The organism is Marinoscillum luteum (genome assembly GCF_044005705.1).
Taxonomy (GTDB): Bacteria; Bacteroidota; Bacteroidia; order Cytophagales; family Cyclobacteriaceae; genus Marinoscillum; species Marinoscillum luteum.
Genome location: NZ_JBIPKE010000020.1, coordinates 648,394 through 671,432, shown reverse-complemented (window position 1 = coordinate 671,432; position 23,039 = coordinate 648,394). Strand labels below are relative to the sequence as shown.

Below are 23,039 nucleotides of genomic sequence, written 5' to 3'. Positions count from 1 at the left end.
ATTGAAACTACCTCAAACCCATTTCATTTCCTCGGTAGTTCCTTCATGGATCATTTGCTTGTGGTACTCGCGGGGAGTATGTCCTTCCAGCTTTTTAAAAGCCCGGTTGAAGGTGGTTTTGGAACTGAAGCCTACCTCATAGGCAATCGCCAGAAAGGTGAGGTTTTTATGGTCTGCCTGATTCACCAGCCGCTTAAATTCCTCCACCCGGTAGAAATTGACAAAGTCATAAAAATTTCGGTCGAATCCTTCATTGATCACCCGCGAGAGTGCATGGGTGTTGGTCTCTATCATTTCTGCCAACTCCAGAAGGGTAAGCTTGGGATTGAGAAAGGGTTTCTCATTGAGCATGAGCTGGTGAAGCTGTTCTTTCAGGTTGTTTACAGACTCATCACTCAGACTGGAAAAACGATATTTTTCTGAGGTTTCGGAGATCCTGAAGAGCTCTGGCTGGCTGAGTGCAAAGTAGGCCACCAAAAAAGGGGTGCCTGCGAAAAGGATCCAGGTGAGGTCTGAAGTGGTATCGGTAATCCTGATGGTGTCCATCTCTCCGAACAAGCCAGCTCCACCGATGAGGTATGTGGCCAGCCAGGTGAAGAGGCAGATGCTGTAGAGGGTAAGTAGGCTGTTGAGGTAATAATGACTTTGATCGAACGACTGTGTGTTATCCATTTTCTCCGTGTAAATCTTGAGAACACGCAGACTTCTGAGCCAGTAGATGAAGTTATAAATCAGGCCGATACCTGCAGTCAGAGCAAACAACCAGTGAAATTCCCGATTGACCATTTTATCTATGAAGGTCTCCCGATCCAGGACGAAAAGCGGAATATAGGTAAGCATGAGAATACCGGCCGGAATGAAACTGATCCACTTGCTCATGGAGATGCGTGGCCTCACGGCCAGAAGCGACTGAAAGTAAAAATACAGGAGGGGAGCAATGGTAAAATAGACCATGTCTGGCAGCAAAACGAGCCGGGGCTCCCAGTGAAACATTTGGCGATAGTTCATGAGAATCCTGGCTGCAGAAGCGATAATGAACAGGGCCAGGGCCAACGAAAGGAACCTGTTGGCTTGCACATTGGCATTGACCATCCAGTTGAAGGCAACCAGCAGCAGGAAGGCGATTACCGAAGCAATGATGAGGATGAAATCATAATAATTCACCTTTGATCCTGAGAAATCTTCCCAGGTTTTGATGGTGGCATAGAGCATCACTGGTCCACCTTCGGTTCTGCGGTATTGTCTGTTGCCAATGGCTCGGCCGTCGCTACCTCCTTCCACGGTCTCCCAGGTGCCTCGGGTAAATTTATATTCTAAGTGATCCGGAGCACCCTTGAGGGTATACGTGTAGGTATTGTCTTCGAGTTTGCTGAATTTATAATCAGGGTTGCCGGGCTCCCATCGGTTGAAGTTGCCGGTGAGGTAGATGGTAGCGTCTATGGGTGTATTTTCCGGTAGGGATTCGATCACAAAAGTGTAAGTGTCGCTGCTATCCAGGTCTTCCCAGGTTTTTATTTCATCCTCCACAGAGGTGATGGCGTTTCCGGTGTGTAGCAGCTGCCTGTTTTTTTTGATTTGACCAAAGTCATCCCCCTCTACAGATGGCCATGTGCCGCGGGTATACTTGTATATCAGCGTATCCAGAGGCGTGGAAATTTGTAGGGTATAAACACCTTCCGAATTGGGGTGTAGTTGATACATCCTGTCTCCGGCTATCCAGTTGTTGAAGTTTCCGGCAGCATATAGTTCCGCATTGGCCGGGGTATTGGCGGGCTGCGAGATTACCTGAAGTTGATATTTCCTATCCGTTTGCGCATCTGCTCGGATGGTGAAGAGTAAAAATACCAGCGAGACCAGGAAAACTTGAGGCAAATGAGTTGGGCGCATTTGGGGTTGGGGTTGAGGCTGTGTGGTTAATTCAAACGATTGAAAAAACATGACAGGCTGATTGTTATTTATTTTGAACTCATCACTGGATTGGCCATGCCAAATCTGTCAGATGAATATAACTAAAATCACAGGAAAGTTAAGCGGAGGCTATACGACTTGCTATTTTTTCGTGGCAGAGCATTCCCGATAAATTTGAGAGGAGTTCACCATTTTCTTCAATAAATGATCGAAGGAACGGGGCTCTTCTTTTCAAAAAAGGAGTGCCTTTTTTCAGATAGTCTTTTCAGTTTTCAACTGACCTGAGAGGGATTCTTGCCGAAGTGTTTTTTGAAGCTTGTGGCGAAGTAGTTAGGATCAGAAAATCCTGTTTTGTAGGAGACTTCACTGACCGAAAGATGCTCTTTAGTGAGGAGTTCGTAGGCAGTATTGAGTCTGTAGGTTCTCAGAAATGTCATCGGTGTGATTCCGGTGAGTGCTTTCACCTTTCTGATCAGGCTGGATTTGCTGCAATTCATCACCTCGGCCAGTAGTTCGATTGACAAATCAGGGTTCGTCAGGTTCGCTGTGATAAAATCTCTCAGTTTGTTCATGAACTCCTGATCGTACCTGGTGATGGTTTCTTCTGGTTCATTGATTTTTTGCAGACCCCGAAACTTCTCACGAAGTTTCTGTCGATTCTCTAAAATGGAAACCGCCGATGCCAGAAGAAATTCGGTTTTGAAGGGTTTGGTGATGTATATATCTGCCCCATAGCTCATGCCTTTTATTTGCTTGTCCAATGAACTGTTAGCGGTTAATAGTATGACTGGGGTATGAGAGGTGTCTATGTTCGACTTAATTTTTTTACAAAACTCATAACCATCCATTTTCGGCATCATTACATCACTAATGATGAGGTCAGGTGTCTTTTTTAGCGCGAGACTCAATCCTTCCTCTCCATCATAGCACTTTATGACCTTGTAGTCTTGCTCAAATATTTGCACCAGAAATTCGTTGAGCTCGGGATTGTCCTCGCAGATCAGCACAGTGGGTAAATTGTACCGACCAGACGCATTTGTTTGTACCGGCTGACGGCTATTTAATATTGGAGGCAGATACCTGTAATTTCCTTTAGGCTTGGTGTTTAGTTCTGTGGGGGAGTAGGATTCTTTCTTCCATGGCAATTCAATGTGGAATTCGGAGCCGGTTCCTGGTTGAGAGACTACATTGATCGTTCCCCGATGGCTATTGATTAAGCCTTTGACGATAGCCATGCCTAACCCGGTGCCAAATTCCTTGTTTTCCACTTCATGACCTGTCTGGTAATAGCGATTAAATAATAATTTGACTTCATCTTCGGTCATGCCTTTACCTGTATCTGTAATGCCAAGTAGCATTTTGTCTCCATCAAGGCTACAGTTAATATTGATCTTTCCGTTTCTTGGGGTGAATTTAAGGGCGTTTGACAGGACATTCCAGAGGATGCGCTTGACTTTTTCGGTGTCTATGAAAACGGGTGTTAAGCACTGGTTGTCGAGTGTCAATAGGATTCCCTGCTGTACACATGCACTGTGGAAGGGTGCATACAAATCTTGTAAGAACCGCACCATGTCCGTTTCTGAAACCTCGAGTTGAAGCGTGTCAGGGTTGTTGATCTTTCTGAAATCAAGGAGGTCAATAATGAGGTGATACAAACGATCTGAATTCCTCTTGATCAACCCCAGGTTGTTTTTTCCCCGATCACCAATCGTTTGATCCTGTAGTAGTTCTTCGAGTGGGGCTGATATCAGGGTAAGAGGCGTTTTGAAGTCATGGGTGATGTTGGTGAAAAACTGCAGTTTCTTTTCATTGAGGTCTCGTATGGTTTGAATCTTGTATTCAGAAAACTCCAGTTCCTTTAGCATGTGTGTACGGTAGAGCATAATTCTATAAATGATATAGCCCAGGCCAATCCCTACAAAAAGGTAAACCAGATATGCCCACCATGACATGTACCAGGGAGGCGAGATGAATATCTTTAATGTAGTTGGCTGGTCATTTTGCGTGCCGTATTTGTTGGATGAGCTTACCTGAAACTGATAGCTGCCGGGGGATAGATTAGTGTAGGTGGTTTGTGTGTTTTCTTCCAGGTCAATCCAATCTTTCTCAAGCCCGAGCATTCTGTATTTGAACTTATTGAACTTTGGAAAAGAATAGTCATCATTAAAGAAGTGAATCGTAAATGAATTCCTGTGAAAGGGTAGTTCCAGGTTAACCAATGATTCAACAGGACTTGTCAGTAGTTCATCTCCCAGGGTTTTAATGCTTTGATTTTGAAAGGTAATATCTGAGATAATGGTTTTTGGTGGAGGTGATCCCTGGGGGTGTGTGTTTGTAAGGGTTAGCACGAACCCCTTCACTGTACCAAAGAGGAGGTTGTTGTCCTGTAGTACGGTGGAAGTAAATGGGGTAAACTCTCTGGAAGGGAGTCCGTGCCTATGGTCAAAGGTAGTTACCTCACCGCTGGTATCTATTTTGGAAAGCCCGGAGATGCTACTGATCCACAGATGATTTGTATGTTCTTTTTCTACTCTTAGTAGAAAGTTGGACGGAAGTCCTCCTTCTATATCTATTTGTCTTATTATTTCTCCGTCGGAGGAAGTGAGTATTAAGCCCTCGCCGCGTGTGGCCAGCCAGAATGTCCCATCGCTGTTCAGGTAAAAATCATTGATGGGTAAAGGAGGAGTCAGCACAAGCTCGAGTGTTGCTTCGGCGGTGTTTATCCGGTATAATGACTTTCCAAATACATAAGCGTAGAGTTCGTCATTAAACTTCCGAAGTGCCTGGGATTGAAATTTGAACACTTTTTCTCCACTTTCCTTGAGAGCGATGGGCGTTGCGGACCCTGTCTGCAAATCCATTGCCACCATTCCTTTATACATGGAGTTTACCAGTACCCGATGGTCTGGTAGGTTATACAGAAAACTAATGTTTTGTTCCTGTCCTTCTATACCGAACGGGTAGAAGGTTTTAATGTGCTCAAGGTTTTTGGTGAAATATCCCATTCCACCGTCGTAGGTACCTATTAGGAGGTGTTCATCATGGGTCTCCAGAATGGATAATACCTTGGAGCCACTCATTAGTTTTTGACATTGGTCAAACCCTATCTCCATACTTTGGCCACTGGATGGGTCTATTTTCACAAATCCAGCTGGAGTTCCCAATAGTAAATTACCGGAGTGATCCTGATAAAAGGCTGTGGCACTTTCTGAAAGATTTACTAAATCCGTTGAATAAAGATCCTGAAGCTTTTGAAACTGTAGCTGATTGGAGGATAGGGCATAAACCCCGGCATCATATGTTCCTATCCAGATGCTTCCCTTATCTATTGACAATATGCTTTGTATGTTATTACTGCCTATGAGGTTTTTTTCACCTTGATTGTGGGTGCGGTGAGCCAATATTTGCTTCCTATCATCTATAATGAACACACCATTTCCATCAGTGCCCACCCATAGCTGATTATTGTGGAGCACTATATCTTTAACAGGGTGGTTATTTTGAAGTACTACTGGCATAGCGGTATCAGCTGTCAGATGGTAGAGTTGACCATCTGATGTGCCAGCCCATACCTGATCGTTGATGGTCTTTAGGCAAGTAATTACCTTGGAGTCCAGGAGGTGTTGTTTGATGACAAGGCGTCCTTTTATGATCTCTCCTATGACGAGCCCGTGGTTCTTGCCTTGCCCGAGGTACAGCTTGTTGTTCTGAAGCACGACCTGCCGTAGATAGGATTCTTCATCTAACTCAATTGCAGAAACTTTACCATTCCGAAAATTGTACATTTTGTCTGGCGTGATAAAGTATATCTCATCCCCCGATGCAGTAAGATGTCTGATATCACCCAGTGATACTTTGTCAAAAACATCATGAGTTCTGTCCAACAAGAATAAACCCTGGTGTGTCCCCACCCAAATGTCGTTTTGATCTGACAGAAAAATAGAGGTGATCTCGATACCATTTAGAGCAGCGTAGGTTTTGAATCTATATCCATTGTACTGAGCAATACCATTTTGTGTGCCGATCCATACATAACCGAGCGAATCCTTTACAATACTTTTGATTTTGTTCTGAGGTAGCCCATCTCTGTCGGTGATATTGACAGAATTAAAATCAGCTTGAGCCCAGACAGTTTTAAGGCATAAAATAAGGAAGAGGATTAAGCCGAATTTGTAAGTCGAACTGTTGGAAATCATACCGGTCAATATAAGCGAAATAGCTTATATAATTGATTATTTGGCAAATTGAAGCACTTTTAATGATGTAGATTGACACTTATTCAAAGAAATGTGCTCCTTTTTTAAAGAGGTAATTGATAACTCCTTGCTTGCTTTGTGACAGGACTATTAGGTGCTCATGCATGCCTTTATCAATCAACCTAAAATGAAGTATATGAAAATAGTAAAACGATGTTGGGTTTCTCTGGTGCTACTCTGTTTGGGTAGCATGCAGGTGCTGGCGCAGGAAGCCAGAATTTCAGGCAGGGTCATTTCTGCTGAAGACAAAGGATCACTCGTGGGAGTGACTATCCAGGAAAAGAACACTATGAATGGTACCATCACCGATATAGATGGCAACTATACCTTGACTGTCGCATCAGAAGAGGCCGTCCTGGTTTTTAGTTACATAGGGTTTCTCGCTCAAGAAGTTTCCCTGAACGGGCGTTCTCAGGTGAATGTCACCCTACAAGTAGATATGTCTGAATTAGAGGAAGTAGTGGTAGTAGGCTATGGTACTCAGGATAAGAAAGATGTAACCGGAGCGATATCTTCAATCAGAACAGAGGAGATACAAAACCTTCCACTACGTAGTGTCGATCAGGCATTGCAAGGCAGGTCAGCCGGTGTGTTTTTCGTACAGAGTTCGGGTATGCCTGGAGCAGGCTCTTCTGTGCGAATTAGAGGAGGGAACTCTATAAATGGAAGCAATGAGCCCCTGTACGTAGTAGATGGAGTGCCCATATCTTCTGGGCAGGGGGATGCCAACTCACTGAATCCACTCAATACCATCAACCCCAACGATATCCAATCAATAGAAGTGCTCAAAGATGCCTCAGCCACATCCATATACGGATCCAGGGGAGGTAATGGAGTGGTGTTGATTACGACGAAGCGTGGCAAAAGTGGTGAGGGAAGAATAAGTTTCAATGCTTATCATGGATTTCAGAAGGAAACCAACCGATACGATTTGCTCAATGCCAAGCAGTTTGAGACGCTGGCCAATGAGGCAAGCCTGGCAGATGGAGGTCCCCTTTTATATGACCCCAGTCTGAATCCGGTATCTACAGACTGGCAGGATGCCATGCTAAGAGACCTGGCACCAATGACCAACTATAATGTCTCAGCTACAGGAGGTGACAATGGTACCAATTATCTGATTTCTTTTGATTATTTCAATCAGGAAGGGGTTATCAAAACCTCCGATCTGGAGCGATACTCATTCCGACTCAATTTGGATAAGGAAGTCAAGCAAAACCTGAAAGTAGGGAATAGCTTAACAGCTAGCTATGTAAAAACCAACCGGGCTAACAGTGGCTCTATCTTCTCCATGCTCACGACTGCTCCAAATCTGCCTATCAAGCAGCCTGATGGGAGCTACACCCAATACAACAATCAGGGAATTGGGTTTAATAACCCCATTGCATTGCTGGATGGGTATCAAAACTTAAATAAGACCTTCAGAACTATAGGAAATGCATTTGCTTCATGGGAGATCATCGAGGGCCTGACAGCTCGCACATCCTGGGGACTGGATGCGAGTTTCAATAAAAACGACACCTACATGCCTCAGAGTGTGTTTTCAGGTTCTCAGGTAGGTGGTGATGCATCTGTATTCACAGCGCAGACTTATACATGGCTGAATGAGAACACCATTAACTATAAGAAGACACTTGGTGAGCACAGCCTGGATCTACTGGGAGGATTCACTCAGCAGTCGTCCAGATACGAATCTTTGGGAGCTTCAGCGCAAGGTTTTCTCAATGATGTGACAGGTACATACGACCTGGGGCTGGGTAACCCGGATGCAGCGCAGCTGCCAAGCTCATTGGTAGCAAATTGGGTAATACATTCTTACATAGCCAGAATCAACTATGGATTTAAGGATCGGTATCTACTAACACTTACAGGTAGAGCGGATGGGTCGTCGAGGTTTGGTGCCAACAATAGATTTGGCTACTTCCCCTCAGCGGCAATTGCATGGAGAGCCATTGAGGAAAGTTTCATTCAGGATCTGAATGTATTTACCGATCTTAAATTTCGTGCGAGCTATGGTATTACAGGAAACCAGGATGGCATAGGAAACTATCCTTCATTGGACCTTTGGGATGGTACCAAGTATGTGTTTGGAGACCGGATAGTGACAGGGATCACTCCCTCTCAAGTGGGCAACAGAAACCTGAAATGGGAGCGAACCTCTCAAGCAGATGTAGGACTGGAAATGGGCTTCTTTAAGAATAGACTCACGTTTGTTGCTGACGCGTACTACAAAAAGACCAATGACCTATTACTTAGAGTGACTATTCCTACCACTTCAGGCTTCAGCTCAGGAATGAAGAATATTGGAGCTGTGGAAAACAAGGGTGTGGAGTTCTCGGCTAATGGAGTGATTCTGGATCGGGGCTTTAAGTGGACATCTGGATTCAACATTACCTTCAATGAAAATAAGATTACAAGCCTCGGAGGTGAAGACGAGATCATACCTGCCTCATCTCCGACAGTCCTGAGGATCAATCAGAGCTTGGGCACATTCTACGGTTATGTTTCTGATGGATTGTTCCAAAGCACTGAGGAGGTAGCTGCTTCAGCTCAGCCTTCAGCAAAGCCTGGTGATGTGAGATTTGTGGATTTTGATGAAAATGGAGTCATCAATGAAAGTGACCGGCAAATTATAGGAAATGCTCAACCGCAGTTTTTCGGAGGGTTTAACAACACATTCTCTTATAAAGGGTTTGACTTGTCGGTCTTGCTGCAGTATGTATACGGCAACGACCTGTATAACCTGAATCTTCGCACACTGGAGAACCTGACGGGTAACCAAAATCAGCGGACTACAGTGCTGAATAGATGGACTGCCGAAAATACAGATACCGATGTGCCCAGAGCCACGGCAACCAAGCCAACTGATGTGTCTTACGACAGGTATGTAGAAGACGGATCTTACCTCCGGGTAAAAAATATACAGCTGGCTTACACCATACCTTCAGGTGCGCTGGACAAGCTGGGTGTGAGTGTCATGAGAGTATATGTCAACGCCCAAAACCTCTTCACATTCACCGACTATACTGGCCTTGATCCAGAGGTGAGCAGGTACGGTTCTGACAATATTAGTCAGGGCTTTGATTCGGGAGCATATCCTAATACCAAGGTGTTTACAGCAGGTTTCAATCTATCATTCTAAATAGAGTAAAACGATGAAAAAAATATTCTATACGATTCTTACAGCAATGGTTTTGAGCGCATGCTCTGACCTGGACATAAAGCCAGACGGTATCAACACAGCGGAAAATCTCTTTGAAACCGAACAGGACGCGGAGGCCGCGGTGAATGCCATGTATGCGTCCATGCAGACGCATGATGTATACAACCAATTTATGGAAGTGGTGCAGTCACAGGGGACTGATGATGCGGAATGGGGCTACGGCCGCAATACAAGTAACATCAACAAACTGCAGATGGATAAATTCCAATTTGATGCATCGTCAGATCTCATATACCGATTTTGGGAAAACCATTATAAGAACATCAACAGGACCAATATTGTATTGGATCGGGTGGCCGATATGTCTATAGATGAGGAGGTTAAGTCCAGGTTTTTGGGTGAAGCTCATTTCTTGAGAGCCATGATGTATTTCAATATGGTTCGTTTGTTTGGCAAGGTACCTCTGGTTACCAAACCCACTACCACCCTGGAAGGCCTTCAGGTACGGCGCACTTCTACCGACTCTGTTTATCAGCTCATCATTAGTGATCTGATGGCTAGTGAAAGCAGTTTGCCCACCCAGTATAGCCCTGATGATTATGGCAGACCCACCAAAGGTGCGGCTACGGCACTGCTGGCCAAAGTTTACCTGACCAACAAGGAATATGATAAAGCCAAAGAGTCAGCTCAAGCAGTGATGGAAATGGGACAGTATACACTGTGGCCTACTTATAAGCAGGTTTTTGATATCGCCAATGAGAATATTGGAGAGTCGATTTTCGAAATTCAGTTTGTAGGTACCGGAGGCACGGATGCTTCAGTTAGCTCTTCTTATCAGGGATTTTTCAAACCACCTGCTTCGGTAAGGGCTCCAGAAGAGGGCGGTTTTTCAGGATATGGCGATAATCCAGTTACCGAGAATCACTACAATATTTATTCGCCTGGTGACAATCGCAGAGGTGTGAACGTATTATACGAGCCCGGCGCTCCTTCTTCGATTCAGTTTCCATACTATGTAAACAAATATCAAGACCCGCAGGCGACCAATGTTTCAGATGGAGGCAATAACTACTATATCCTGCGCTATGCTGATGTGCTGCTGATGTACGCAGAAGCAGAAAACGAACTGAATGGACCTACGGCATTGGCTTACGATGCATTCAATCAGATCCGAAGAAGAGGTTTCGGTTATCCATTGGAGGTGCCGTCACCTGCCGATCTCACTGCTGGTCTGTCCAAGGAGCAGTTTTTGGATAGCCTCATGGTAGAGAGAAGGCGTGAGTTTGCTTTTGAGGGGCAGCGGAGGTTTGACCTACTAAGATGGGGGAAACTAAAAGAAGCTGTAACCGCACAAGATCCATCCATTTTAGTGTTGGACAAACACTTACTGTTTCCGATACCGGAGCAGGAACGACTTGTGAACGATCTCCTGGATCAAAATGATGATTACTGATACCCAAAAGATGAAAACCATGAAAAATATTCAATACATCATAGCATGGGTTCTTGCACTTTGTGTGCTTGCGGCATGCGAATCAGAGGCAATTGACGAAATTGGCAACCCCGAATTTTATGTTCAGGTACCCACTACAGCCCCTGAGACGGCCTTCCCTAATAAGGTGATAAGCTTCCCTATCGAAGTATATGCAGATGCGGGCTTGGAAAAGGTGGAGCTTAAAGTCGACTTTCAAACTTTAGATGGATCTGAAATCACATCATTTGATGATCCAAAGCATTATCAGTATCAGTTTAGCTATATGCCGACTAATGCCGAACTGGGAAGCACACAGGAGTTTGTGGTGGTAGCGCATGATAAGAGAGGATTTACCTATGACGTGAGCTATTCGGTGCAGGTTGTTCTGGAGCCGGTAAATATGGAGTTTACACTTCCAGAAGTTTTACCGGATACACTTGAGGTGGGCGATACGTTGGACTTTGAGGTTCAAATCAAATCTGAAGATGAGCTGGATAAGATAGAGACTCTGCTATATGATAATGCGATCGAAGGACTTACCGTATCCTCTTTCGAAAATCCATTTGCTCATACATACCATTTTCAATATGTACTCGTGTCCGAGGATGGAGGTAAGGACGTCACCTTTACGTTCCGCGCCACCGATGACGAGCTTAAGTCTGATGAGGTAAGCTATACCTTGTTTGTGATAGGTGAGCGTGTGCCATTGGCAATAGACACACACCTGGATGTGGTACTGGGAATGCAGGGTAATTCTGAAGTGGGACCATTCATAGACCTATCGGAAAATGTAGTTTATACAGTTCCGGAGGCAAAGGCCAATAGTGCCAATGTGGATATGGGTACGTTTAGAAGTGGTTCTAGTGGTATCAATCTATTCGCTCCTACTTACAGTAATGCGGCTCAATTTATCTACAACAGCACCAATTGGGGTGACGACTGGTTGGGTAACTGGACGGTAAGAAACAGTCTTGAAATCAGGAGGGTGTCAGCGGAGTTCATGACATCCGAAGACTTCTATGCCATAGAGAATGATAAGCTGATTCTGGAAGCCTTTGAGGCCAGTGAGCCTTCTGCGGAGAACATTACTAAAACAGAGGAAGGGGAGATTCTCGCCATTAAAACTACCAATGAAGAGTATGTGCTCATTTTGGTAAAAACCCTGGTAGCCAGCTCATCAGGTTCGATCACCTTCGACTATAAAGTGCAACAATAAGAGAAATGGAGGGGAGCCAATTGGCTCCCCTTTTACCAAAGTATTATATGAAATTAGAAAACCAAGTTATGTTTCGATTGAAGACATCCCGATTTAGAAACAGCATTTTTGTAGCCCTGATTTTTTTAAGTCTGAGTACTTATGCCCAGTATGACATCTGTGTATATGGAGAGACCTCTGCTGGGGTAACGGCCGCCGTGCAGGCAGGTAGAATGGGCAAAAATGTTGTACTCATTTCCAATACCAATCATGTGGGAGGTACCACCACATCAGGGCTCACTGCCACAGATATCAACTCCCACCTTTCTATTGGGGGCCTCTCCAGAGAGTTTTATCAGCGTATCTATCAGTATTATCTTCATCCGGCTGCCTGGAAAAATCAGGATAGAGAGGAGTATTTCGAATCCATCGTGAAGCGGGTATTCCAGGGCAAACGTGATTCACTGTCCATGCAATGGGTGTACGAGTCTCATGTGGCGGAAGATATCATGCGCACTATGCTACTGGAAGCAGGTGTAAAGGTAGTTTTCAATCAGCGACTTGATCTGGATAATGGAGTGTTTAAGAATGGCAAGTCCATAGAGCGCATCAAGATGGAGAGTGGAGAAGAATACACTGCTCAGGTCTTTATCGATGCTACTTATGAGGGAGACCTGATGGCCAGGGCCGGAGTATCATATGCCTATGGAAGAGATTCGAATAAGGATTTTAATGAAACTTATAATGGGTTCCGAATGAATGACATCATTGGAGTGCAGAGTGAAAGTGGGGAGATTTCTGTGGATCCTTATTTGAGAGAAGGAGACCCATCTTCTGGTCTGCTGCCTTTTATTGAGAACAATCCGGACATCAAACCCGGAAGTGCTGATAAGCGCATGCAGTCTTATTGCTATCGTCTTACCCTTACTGACGATCCAAACAATATGTTGCCCATAGAAAAGCCGGAAAATTATAATCCGCTTTGGTATGAAGTGCAGGCCAGACAACTCGAACTGGATCCCAACATCCCATTGAGGAAAAAGCTCATTACCCTTACTCCAATGCCTAACAGAAAGACGGATACCAATCATTTGGATTTTGTAGGCGCCAATTATGACTATACAGAGGGTGACTATGAAACACGAGAAAAAATTGCTCAAATGCATAAAGATTATGCACTAGGCAAGCTTTGGTTTTTGGGCAATGACCCCAGAGTACCGGAGAACATCCGTGAGGAAATGCAAAACTGGGGACTGGCTAAAGATGAGTTCATTGACAATGGCAATTTCCCTCATCAGCTCTATGTACGGGAAGCCCGCAGAATGATGAGCGACTATGTGATGACAGAGCACAATTGCACCGGAAATGAAATTGCTCCTGAGTCAGTAGGGCTGGCCACGTATTGGCTCGACTGCCACTATGTATCTACAGTAGTAGATGAAAAAGGTCAGCTGAGAAGAGAAGGAACCTATTGGATGGGTACGCCAAATTACCCCATTAGCTACCAGTCGATCCGTCCTAAGAAAAAAGAATGTGACAACCTGTTGGTACCCGTTTGTTTGTCAGCTTCTCATGTGGCTTTTGGATCTATTCGCATGGAGCCGGTCTACATGGTATTGGGGCAGTCGGCGGCTACAGCAGCTGTGCTGAGTATAGAGAATGGACAAAGTGTACAGGACGTTCCTTATGAGCAGCTGGAAGAGAGGTTGATTCAAGATGGTCAAATCTTAAGAAGAGATTGATGTATAAGCCACTAAAAGCAACAAGTTTATTGATCGGGTTCCTTCTGATCATGGCCTGTGAGCAAGAGGTGGTAAACAAGCCTGGCCAGGTTGATGATCTACAACTCGGGCCAGCCAAAGTTCAGGTGAGCAAGGCAAGTGGCACGTGGAAGATGTATAAGGATGGTACGCCTTTTTTTATCAAAGGAGTGGCAGGAGGTCAGTATTACGATCGGATAGCGGAATTGGGTGGCAACACAATCAGAACCTATGGGATCAACGACTCCACCATGACCATCATGGATAGTGCACATGAGTCTGGTCTGTCCGTAGCGTTTGGGTTATGGCTTCAGCAGCCCGAGTATGGTTTTGATTATACTGATTCTGTTCAGGTTCAGGAGCAGTTGGATATCCTTACCCGGCAAGTACGTGAATATAAGGATCATCCGGCATTGCTTTTTTGGGTTCTTGGAAATGAGCTGGACGGACATTACGATAGCAATGTAAACAAACAGGCGATGTGGGAGGCTGTAAATCAAGTGAGCGAAATGATACATCGTGAAGACCCGGATCACCCCACCACTATAGCCATTATCAATTCCAGTGTAGAAAAGCTGCTTGATATGCAAAAATGGGCACCGGATCTTGATTTCTTTTCCAGTAATGCCAAGTATCCACAATCTCGTTTGGTAGTACCGCACCTCGAAGAGGCTGGATGGGATATTGGCTTCATACTGAGTGAATTTGGAAATAGGGCTCTTCCTCAAGGATTCCCTGAATCTCCGGCTCTGTCCTGGGGTGCATTAGTCGAGCCCACATCTACCGAAAAGGCTCAGTTCATTGACGAGATTTACAGTAATGATGTGCTGCCTAACATTGCTTATGGCTGCATGGGGTCATTTGCTTTTTTATGGGGTGATCAGGCCTCTCATCAATCAGGCAGTAGACGCAATTGGCATGCTTTTTTTAATGAGGAGGGTTATACATACGGTGCAGTAGATGTCCTGCAATATGGATGGACGGGCGTCTATCCGAACCATAGGGCTCCCGTTATTTCCGATCGCACTGAATTTCTGCTGAATGGGAAACAGGCGTTCGATGGGATCACGCTCGAACTAAACAAAACTTATCAGACAGTGGTCAATGCCGAAGATACAGATCCTCTTACCTATCAGTGGGTAGTCGTACAGGAGGGAGCACCACAGGGCAATCGTCCTCCGGGTCTTGCTGGCTGGGTGGTTGCCGATAATGGCAGCAATGCTGAAATTAAAGCCATTAATACCGGCCAGTACCGATTGTATGTTTTTGTGAAGGACAATTTCGGCAAGGTAGCCAATGCTGTGATTCCATTTATTGTAGAGTAAAACTTAAGAAACAGGTATGAATCAAACGTCAAGATCACTTTTATGGATTGTTTTTTCAATCGCCATGTCACCAATATTCTATGCCTGTCAGGAAGAATCCATCGACAAGGAAGATGAGGGTCAGAATCAGGTTTCAGAAGATTATCCCACAGATGGTCCTGTAAAGGCCGAAATCATCTACGAAGGTGAGATACCCCGGCTCTACCGAAACGGTCAACCCTATTTTATCAAAGGGGTTGCCTATAACAACTTCCTGGATTTGGTACCAGCATATGGTGGCAATTCTATCCGTACCTATGGGGTCAACGAAGACACCCAGATCGTACTTGATAGTGCGCTGGAGTACAAGCTCACTGTTTGTCTCGGCATATGGGTCAACAGGGAAACCGACGGCTTTGACTATGACAATGAGGAAGAGGTAGCCAAGCAAAAGGAGCGCATCAGGCAAGAAGTGTTACAATTCAAAGATCATCCGGCGGTAATGATCTGGGGGATAGGGAATGAAGTAGATTCCAGATACACAAACTATAAGGTGTGGGATTTTATCGGTGAGGTTTCGGACATGATTCATGAGCTCGATACCAACCACCTGACTACCACGGTGCTTGCTGGGGCTGATCCTACTGACATTGAAGAAATCGCGCTGCGCGCACCCTCTTTGGATATCTTGAGTGTGAATACCTACAATGCCATTGGTTTGGCTCAGGGCAAAATAGCCGGAGCAGGTTGGACCAAGCCCTATATGATTACCGAATGGGGCCCAAACGGTACCTGGGGTAACGTACCCATGACACCCTGGGGCGGCATTTATGAGCTGACCAGCACAGAGAAAGCTCAGGTCTATACGGATGTTTATTCACAGCACATCGCCGCAAATATCAACAAAGGGTGTATCGGCTCTTATACCTTCCTGTGGGGGTATCAGACCCATGGAGCGGTAGCTACCTGGTATGGTTTGTTCACCACCAAGAAGAAACCACTGGCGGCTGCACAATCAATGTACTACTCATGGAAAGGAGGATATCCGGCCAACCGGGCACCCCGCATTGAATCATCTGAAAGCCTGACGCTAAACGGGAAAACCGCATTCGATGACCTTGTGCTCAAAGTGGGAGATGAAAATTACGCCAGTATCAAAGCAGTTGATTTGGAGGCTGATCAGTTGACCTACGAATGGCAGATAGTGCGGGAAGGGCTGGTGATTTCCAAAGATCAGCGTTTCGAAGGCTCTTTGCCTGGTTTAGAGGGGCTATTTACATCCAACGATCAGAAATCAGTGAAGTTTAGCATGCCCGGTGAAGGTGAGTACAGATTGTATGCATTCGTGCATGACAGCCATGAAAATGTAGCGTTTGCTTCGATTCCATTCAAAGTAGAAAAATAAGCTTATAAGATGAGACTATATTATAATAAAGGATTAGTGAGTTGTCTCTTAATTTCGTTAGTCGCAATTTATTCATTGAATAGTTGCCAGCACGTGGAAGGACACCAAAAGAAGGACTATTTAGATCCAGATGCTTCAGTGGCACACCGGGTAGAAGACCTGTTGTCCAAAATGACTTTGGAGGAAAAGGTGGGTCAAATGAGTCAGTATGTTGGTTTGTTTCATCTAAAGAAGTCTGCTGCTCTCAACACTCCGATCGACCTAATGGCCGATGACGCCAACGCATTTTATCCCGGTTTGAGTGGCAAGGATCTCTATGACTTGATTAAGGCGGGCAAAATTGGTTCGTTCTTACATGTACTGTCAGCCAAAGAAGCCAACGAGTTACAAAAAGCTGCCCAGCAAACCCGGCTGAAGATCCCATTGCTTATCGGCATAGATGCTATACATGGAAACGCACTATATGAAGGAGCAACTGTTTACCCCACACCACTAAGTTTGGCATCCACCTGGGATACTGATCTCATCAAGAGAGTGGCGCAGCAGACTGCTAAAGAAATGCGTGCCACGGGATCACATTGGGCTTTTTCTCCCAATGTGGATGTGGCTCGTGATCCCAGGTGGGGTAGAGTGGGCGAAACTTTTGGAGAAGATCCTTATCTGGTGGGTGCTATGGGTGTTGCCATGGTGGAGGGGCTTCAGGGAGAAGATTTCAGTTCACCGGACAATGTGCTGGCCTGTATCAAGCATTTTGTGGCGGGAAGCGAACCTGTGAATGGCTTGAATGCTTCACCAATGGATGTGAGTGAGCGGACCCTTCGTGAGATTTACTTCCCCCCTTATCAAAAAACCATCGATGCGGGTGCTTTCACAGCCATGGCCGCACACAACGACATCAATGGCGACCCTTGCCATGGCAGCAAGTACTTGCTGACTGATATTCTCCGAGGTGAAATGGGATTTGATGGATTCGTGGTGAGTGACTGGATGGACATAGAGCGACTCAAAACAGTACATCGCGTGGTGGATTCTCAGAAAGAGGCCTGCTACCTTACCGTGGATGCGGGCATGGACATGCACATGCATGGCCCCGATTTTCTGGAGCCGGTAATGGAACTGGTCAACGAGGGCCGACTAAAGGAAGAACGTATCGATCAGTCGGTACGCAAAATTCTCGAGGCAAAATTCAGGTTGGGCCTTTTTGAAGACCCTTTTGTCAATGAAGACAAGATTAGTGAATCCATTCACACCTCGGCGCACACCTCTATGGCGCTGGAGGCGGCTCGCAAATCTATTGTCCTGTTGAAAAATGAGAATGTTTTGCCTTTATCTACAGATAAAGTGAAGAGCATCTTCATCACTGGCCCCAATGCCGGCAACCACACCTTGATGGGAGACTGGAGCTTTGAGCAACCAGAAGACAACATCACCACAGTGCATGAGGGCTTTGAATTGGTCAAACCACAAGGTATAGACCTGAACTACTACAACATGGGTAAGCAGGTGATTGAGATCACCGACCAGCACATCGCAGAGGCTGTAAGCAGGAGCAAAAACCATGACGTGATCGTGGTGGTGGTAGGCAGCAATTCTCTGAGGTATGAAAGTAAGCTTAAGACCAATGGTGAGAATGTTGCCCGGGACAACCTGGATTTGGTCGGCAAGCAGCAGCAGCTGGTAGAAGCACTACATAAGACAGGCAAGCCTCTGGTGGTTGTTTTGGTAAACGGGCGACCGCTCGGTGTGGAGTGGATTGCGGAAAACGTACCAGCCGTAATAGAGGCCTGGGAGCCGGGAAGTGCCGGTGGGCAGGCCATTGCTGAGGTTATTTTCGGACAGGTAAATCCCTCAGGGAAACTTCCCATCACCATTCCGCGCAATGTGGGGCAGGTACCCTCTTATTACAATCACAAGCGTGCACATTATGTCAAAAAATACAAGTGGTCCAAAACTGGAGCCCTATACCCTTTTGGTTATGGTCTGAGTTACAGCAAGTTTACGTATGGTGATCCAGTGCTGTCAAAAGCCGAAATAGCGGCTGGTGATGTGGTGAAGGTCAGCGTTGAAGTGACCAATACAAGTAGTTTGGAGGGAGAGGAAGTGGTGCAGGTGTATATAAGTGATCTCTATAGCTCGGTTACCCGACCTATGAAAGAACTCAAGGCATTCGAACGAATCAGTCTGGCTCCCGGAGAGACCAGGAAAGTGACCTTTGAGTTGGACGAAGAGGCTTTCGCTTTTTATAACCTGGACATGAAAAGAATGATAGAAGCTGGAGAGTTTTTGGTGTCCACCGGAAGTTCTTCTGCCAATGAAGATTTGAAATCAGCTAAACTTATCATCCAATGAAAATTAAAATATTCGCATTTCTCATCCTTTTTGGGTCAATCATTAATGGATGCAATACCTCCAATGAAGGAATAGGTACTTATGATTTGATTGTTTACGGGAGTACTTCATCTGGTATCATAGCTGCGTACACCGCTAAGATGAAGGGGCTCGAAGTGTTACTGGTTTCTCCAGATAACCATCTTGGTGGCTTGACAACCGGAGGTCTTGGATATACCGATATTGGAAATAAATATGCCATTACAGGACTGGCTAAAGATTTTTATAGAAGAATAGGTGCGAAATACGGCACGTTTGAACGCTGGATATTTGAGCCACATGTTGCTGGTGAGGTGTTTCAGGACTACATAAAGGAAGCTCAAATCCCTATTCTAGCAGGGCATAGACTTTCCTCGGTGAATATGGAGGGAGCGGAAATCAAAGAGATTATCCTGGAGAATAATGTGAATGCGCAGGAGCTTAAAGCGTTATCAGCGCGGGTCTTTATTGATGCTTCTTATGAAGGGGACCTGATGGCCAAAGCTGGAGTGTCATATACAGTGGGGAGAGAAAGCAACGAACAATACGGTGAAACCTATAATGGAGTACAGCTGAGAAAGCGTCACCAGTTTCCTGACTTTATAGATCCGTACAAGGTCAAAGGCGACTCATCAAGTGGTTTGCTCTGGGGAATCAGCCCCGAGCTTGTTGCAGAAGATGGCACAGGTGATCAAAAACTGCAAGCTTATAATTTCCGAATCTGTTTGACCAATGAAGCAGACAATAAGGTGGAGATCACACGTCCGGCAGACTATGATTCCTCCAGGTATGAGCTGTTGCTCAGGTTGTTTGAGGCACAGCCAGACAAGCGGTCGCTCAACGATTATTTTATCTGGAGTAAGATGCCTGGAGGCAAAACAGACATCAACAATCGTGGAGGTTTTTCTACAGACATGATAGGCATGAACTATGACTATCCTGAGGCCTCTTACGAGGAGCGTGAAGCCATAGTGGCAATGCACGAAAGTTATACCAAAGGATTGCTTTACTTCTACAAGGCAGATCCACGCGTACCTGAGCAGCTTAGAAAGGAGATGCAGGAGTGGGGATATCCCAAGGATGAATATACTGATAACAATCATTGGTCACCCCAGCTGTATGTAAGGGAAGTTCGAAGGATGGTTGGCCAGACGGTCATGACACAGCATCACTGTCAGGCAAAGGAAGTTGTTTCAGACCCTATAGCTATGGCAGCTTACACCATGGATTCGCATAACTGTCAGCGTGTGGTGGTAAAAAAGGATGGGGTGGCCATGGTGAAAAATGAAGGAAATGTGGAGGTCGGCGGTTTTGGGCCATATCCAATTAGTTATGGTGCTATTATTCCACAAAGGGCAGAATGTCAGAATTTGTTGGTGCCAGTGGCTATGTCTGCAAGTCACATCGCTTATGGATCTATCAGAATGGAACCCGTTTTTATGGCTTTGGGACAAGTAGCAGCTTTGGCCGCAGATTTAGCCATATCCAACGAGACAGGAGTTCAGGAGGTTGATTATCGGGCGATACAGCAGGAGATTGCGTCGGACCCATTATCCAATGGAGAGGTTGCGGAAATTCTCGTGGACAATACCGATCAATCTGTGAGTGCTACAGGTAATTGGGAAGCCGTAAACAGCCATTGCTATGGAGCAGATGCTTTACAAATTATGGGTGAAGGTATGGCCAGTTTTAAGCCCTCTATTGCTACGTCAGGTCAATATGAAGTCTATGTCTATTTTAGTAAAATAGAAGGCGTGGCACCTGTCACCAAAATAGGAATAACGAGTGGTGATCTTTCCGCCAGCGTGGACATAGTAGCCGAGGAAATAGAAATAATTGGTCAGACTTCTGGTGAATGGGTGGCTGTTGGGAAGTACCAACTGAATGCTGATCAAACCAATTCTGTGACCATTTATGGAAATAAGGAAGGACTTGTAAGAGCAGATGCGGTATTGTTAGTTCCAGAAACCTTAGCCAAATGATAAAACATCTTTGGTTTATTGGATTCGTCGTTTTTTTCCTTAGCAGGTGCAGTCAACCTACTGAAGACGGTACCTCGCAAGGAGGCGTTGTAGCTAAAGCAGATTCGCTTCTTGCCCTCATGACATTGGAGGAAAAAATCGGTCAGATGTATCAGTGTTTGGGCAGAGGGCATGCCAGGGTGGGAGATGGCGAAAAGGCACGTGATCTTATTGAGTTGGTCAAGGCTGGTGGAGTAGGCTCAATACTCGTGCCCGGGGATGTACATGATGTGGAGGAGATGCAGCGCTTTGCGGTAGAAGAAAGCCGTCTCGGGATTCCACTCTTTTTTAATTATGATGTAATCCACGGCTTCAAAACCATCTTCCCTATGCCATTGGCCATGTCCTGTTCCTGGGACACGGCATTGGTCAAAAGAGCACACCGCATTGCAGCCATAGAAGCGTCAGCAGCAGGGATTAGTTACAATCATGGGCCAATGGCCGATGTGTCGCGCGACCCACGTTGGGGACGGGTGATGGAAGGAAATGGCGAAGACCCGTTTCTTTCATCGTTATTTACTGAAGCCTCCGTTGATGGATTTCAGGGAGATGGGATAAGCCATGCAAATACGATTATGGCTTGCGTGAAGCATTTTATCGGCTATGGTGCCGTAGAAGGTGGTCGTGACTACAACACCGTGGATATTGGTGAGGAGACTTTGCGCAACATCCATTTACCTCCCTTTCAACATGCCATAAAAGCCGGTGTGAGCTCCGTGATGACCTCCTTTAATGTGGTTGGTAGTGTTCCTACGGTTGCTCATGCGCCCTTATTGCGAGATGTACTTCGTTCGGAGTTGGGATTTGAGGGGATTGTGATTTCCGATTTTGGAAGTGTAGGGGAATTGATCAAACACGGTTATGCCAGAGATGCAGCTCAAGCTACTTCGCAGGCGCTGGACGGGACGGTAGATATTGAAATGCAATCGCGTAATTACCATGAAAATATAAAGCGGCTTGTTGAAGATGGGCTCCTGGATGAGTCAGTCATCGATGAAGCGGTAAGGCGAATAGTGATTAAAAAGTATGAACTGGGCCTGTTTGCTAATCCCTATCGCTTTGCTACTGAAAAGTATATCGATAGCATCACCTTGTCAGTACCACATCGCGAAATCGCTAAAGAAACAGCCATGAAATCCATGGTATTGTTGAAGAATGATGGGGTGTTGCCCATTTCTTCTAAAGTGAAACGGATTGCTATACTTGGCCCTTTTTCCAACTCCCAAGACATATTGGGAAGATGGTCGGCCAAGGGAGATACCAGCGAAGCTATTACCCTGCTGGCCGGAATGAAAAAGCAGTTTCCGGAAGCTGAGATTAACTGGTTGAATGTGGGCGATTTTTGGGAAAACTCGCCCCTGCCAGAAAGGAAGATTAAAGACCTGACCAGAGACGCCGATTTGATTCTGTTGGCTATGGGCGAGCCAAAGGAAATGTCGGCCGAGGCTGCTAGCCGAGCCACGCTGGGCATTCCTGGCAATCAACAACGTATCGCAGAACTAGCTCTTGAATCGGGCAACCCAACAGTTTTGGTGTTATTTAATGGACGTCCGCTGACTATTCCCTGGTATCAGGAAAATATGAATGCCATTCTTGAGGTCTGGTTTCCGGGAACCGAGGGAGGCAATGCCATAGCAGAAGTTTTGGCTGGTCATTATAATCCGTCAGGTAAACTCACGATGACTTTTCCTCGGGATGTGGGTCAGGTGCCATTGTACTATAACCACTACAGCACCGGTAGACCGGCCGCATCTTCGCAGTATTCTTCTAAATACATTGATATTCCTAATGGCCCGCTTTATCCATTTGGTTTTGGTCTGAGCTATTCTGGTTTTGAGTTTTCTGATTTAATAATCAGCCGGGATAGTATGAAGTTGAATGAGCAAATGGAGGTTTCTGTTCGGGTAACGAACATAGGGGAGGTCTTTGGAGAAGAAGTTGTGCAGCTCTATTTGCGGGACTATGTTGGCGAGGTGGTCCGACCAGTCAAAGAATTGAAAGGATTTAGAAAGATAGGACTTGAGGCTGGAGCATCAGAGAAGGTTACTTTTTCGGTTACACCAGACATGTTGAAATATTGGTCTCCAGTCAGTCGTGATTACATTGTGGAGCCCGGCCAGTTTGCGGTAATGATAGGTGCCAATAGTGCGGAGTATTTGGAGAAGGATTTTGAACTGACAAATTGA

Annotated in this window: 11 protein-coding genes; 9 read left to right on the top strand and 2 right to left on the bottom strand. The window is 45.6% G+C overall.

Annotated elements, in window-relative coordinates:
- Positions 1-12 precede the first annotated feature (12 nt).
- Positions 13-1,887, bottom strand: a complete 1,875-nt coding sequence (locus ACHKAR_RS20545) for a helix-turn-helix domain-containing protein (RefSeq protein ID WP_395419292.1) — start codon at positions 1,885-1,887, stop codon at positions 13-15.
- A 293-nt stretch (positions 1,888-2,180) separates the two neighbouring features.
- Positions 2,181-6,104 carry a hybrid sensor histidine kinase/response regulator transcription factor gene (locus tag ACHKAR_RS20540; RefSeq protein ID WP_395419290.1) on the bottom strand — a complete coding sequence of 1,308 codons (3,924 nt, stop codon included), beginning with the start codon at positions 6,102-6,104 and terminating at the stop codon, positions 2,181-2,183.
- A gap of 196 nt (positions 6,105-6,300) precedes the next feature.
- Between ACHKAR_RS20540 and ACHKAR_RS20535 the strand changes: the two genes are divergently transcribed.
- The 9 genes from ACHKAR_RS20535 to ACHKAR_RS20495 all read left to right on the top strand — a co-directional run bounded on the left by ACHKAR_RS20535 (position 6,301) and on the right by ACHKAR_RS20495 (position 23,039).
- Entirely contained in the window at positions 6,301-9,306 is a 3,006-nt protein-coding gene (locus ACHKAR_RS20535) for a SusC/RagA family TonB-linked outer membrane protein (protein WP_395419289.1), read from the top strand.
- A gap of 13 nt (positions 9,307-9,319) precedes the next feature.
- On the top strand, positions 9,320-10,780 hold the full coding sequence (locus ACHKAR_RS20530) for a RagB/SusD family nutrient uptake outer membrane protein (RefSeq protein WP_395419287.1): 1,461 nt from the start codon (positions 9,320-9,322) through the stop codon (positions 10,778-10,780).
- A gap of 19 nt (positions 10,781-10,799) precedes the next feature.
- The gene (locus ACHKAR_RS20525) at positions 10,800-12,017 is read left to right on the top strand and encodes a hypothetical protein (RefSeq protein ID WP_395419285.1); all 1,218 of its coding nucleotides are present in this window, start codon (positions 10,800-10,802) and stop codon (positions 12,015-12,017) included.
- A 68-nt stretch (positions 12,018-12,085) separates the two neighbouring features.
- Entirely contained in the window at positions 12,086-13,738 is a 1,653-nt protein-coding gene (locus ACHKAR_RS20520) for an FAD-dependent oxidoreductase (protein ID WP_395419283.1), read from the top strand.
- Positions 13,738-15,081 carry a glycoside hydrolase family 2 TIM barrel-domain containing protein gene (locus tag ACHKAR_RS20515; RefSeq protein ID WP_395419281.1) on the top strand — a complete coding sequence of 448 codons (1,344 nt, stop codon included), beginning with the start codon at positions 13,738-13,740 and terminating at the stop codon, positions 15,079-15,081. Before ACHKAR_RS20520 ends, ACHKAR_RS20515 begins: the two co-directional genes overlap by 1 nt.
- A 64-nt stretch (positions 15,082-15,145) precedes the next feature.
- The gene (locus ACHKAR_RS20510; RefSeq protein ID WP_395419279.1) at positions 15,146-16,465 is read left to right on the top strand and encodes a glycoside hydrolase family 2 TIM barrel-domain containing protein; all 1,320 of its coding nucleotides are present in this window, start codon (positions 15,146-15,148) and stop codon (positions 16,463-16,465) included.
- A gap of 93 nt (positions 16,466-16,558) precedes the next feature.
- Positions 16,559-18,814, top strand: coding sequence for a glycoside hydrolase family 3 N-terminal domain-containing protein (locus ACHKAR_RS20505; protein ID WP_395419278.1), 2,256 nt, complete (start codon positions 16,559-16,561; stop codon positions 18,812-18,814).
- Positions 18,811-20,814, top strand: coding sequence for an FAD-dependent oxidoreductase (locus ACHKAR_RS20500; protein WP_395419276.1), 2,004 nt, complete (start codon positions 18,811-18,813; stop codon positions 20,812-20,814). Before ACHKAR_RS20505 ends, ACHKAR_RS20500 begins: the two co-directional genes overlap by 4 nt.
- Positions 20,811-23,039 carry a glycoside hydrolase family 3 N-terminal domain-containing protein gene (locus ACHKAR_RS20495; RefSeq protein ID WP_395419274.1) on the top strand — a complete coding sequence of 743 codons (2,229 nt, stop codon included), beginning with the start codon at positions 20,811-20,813 and terminating at the stop codon, positions 23,037-23,039. The genes ACHKAR_RS20500 and ACHKAR_RS20495 overlap by 4 nt, the downstream gene beginning before the upstream one ends.

Excerpts from the sequence above, each read along its gene's own strand:
- ACHKAR_RS20520 (WP_395419283.1), top strand. The coding sequence starts at position 12,086 with ATGTTTCGATTGAAGACATCCCGATTTAGAAACAGCATTTTTGTAGCC.
- ACHKAR_RS20530 (WP_395419287.1), top strand. The coding sequence starts at position 9,320 with ATGAAAAAAATATTCTATACGATTCTTACAGCAATGGTTTTGAGCGCA.
- ACHKAR_RS20545 (WP_395419292.1), bottom strand. The coding sequence starts at position 1,887 with ATGCGCCCAACTCATTTGCCTCAAGTTTTCCTGGTCTCGCTGGTATTT.
- ACHKAR_RS20525 (WP_395419285.1), top strand. The coding sequence starts at position 10,800 with ATGAAAAATATTCAATACATCATAGCATGGGTTCTTGCACTTTGTGTG.
- ACHKAR_RS20500 (WP_395419276.1), top strand. The coding sequence starts at position 18,811 with ATGAAAATTAAAATATTCGCATTTCTCATCCTTTTTGGGTCAATCATT.
- ACHKAR_RS20515 (WP_395419281.1), top strand. The coding sequence starts at position 13,738 with ATGTATAAGCCACTAAAAGCAACAAGTTTATTGATCGGGTTCCTTCTG.
- ACHKAR_RS20540 (WP_395419290.1), bottom strand. The coding sequence starts at position 6,104 with ATGATTTCCAACAGTTCGACTTACAAATTCGGCTTAATCCTCTTCCTT.
- ACHKAR_RS20510 (WP_395419279.1), top strand. The coding sequence starts at position 15,146 with ATGTCACCAATATTCTATGCCTGTCAGGAAGAATCCATCGACAAGGAA.
- ACHKAR_RS20495 (WP_395419274.1), top strand. The coding sequence starts at position 20,811 with ATGATAAAACATCTTTGGTTTATTGGATTCGTCGTTTTTTTCCTTAGC.
- ACHKAR_RS20535 (WP_395419289.1), top strand. The coding sequence starts at position 6,301 with ATGAAAATAGTAAAACGATGTTGGGTTTCTCTGGTGCTACTCTGTTTG.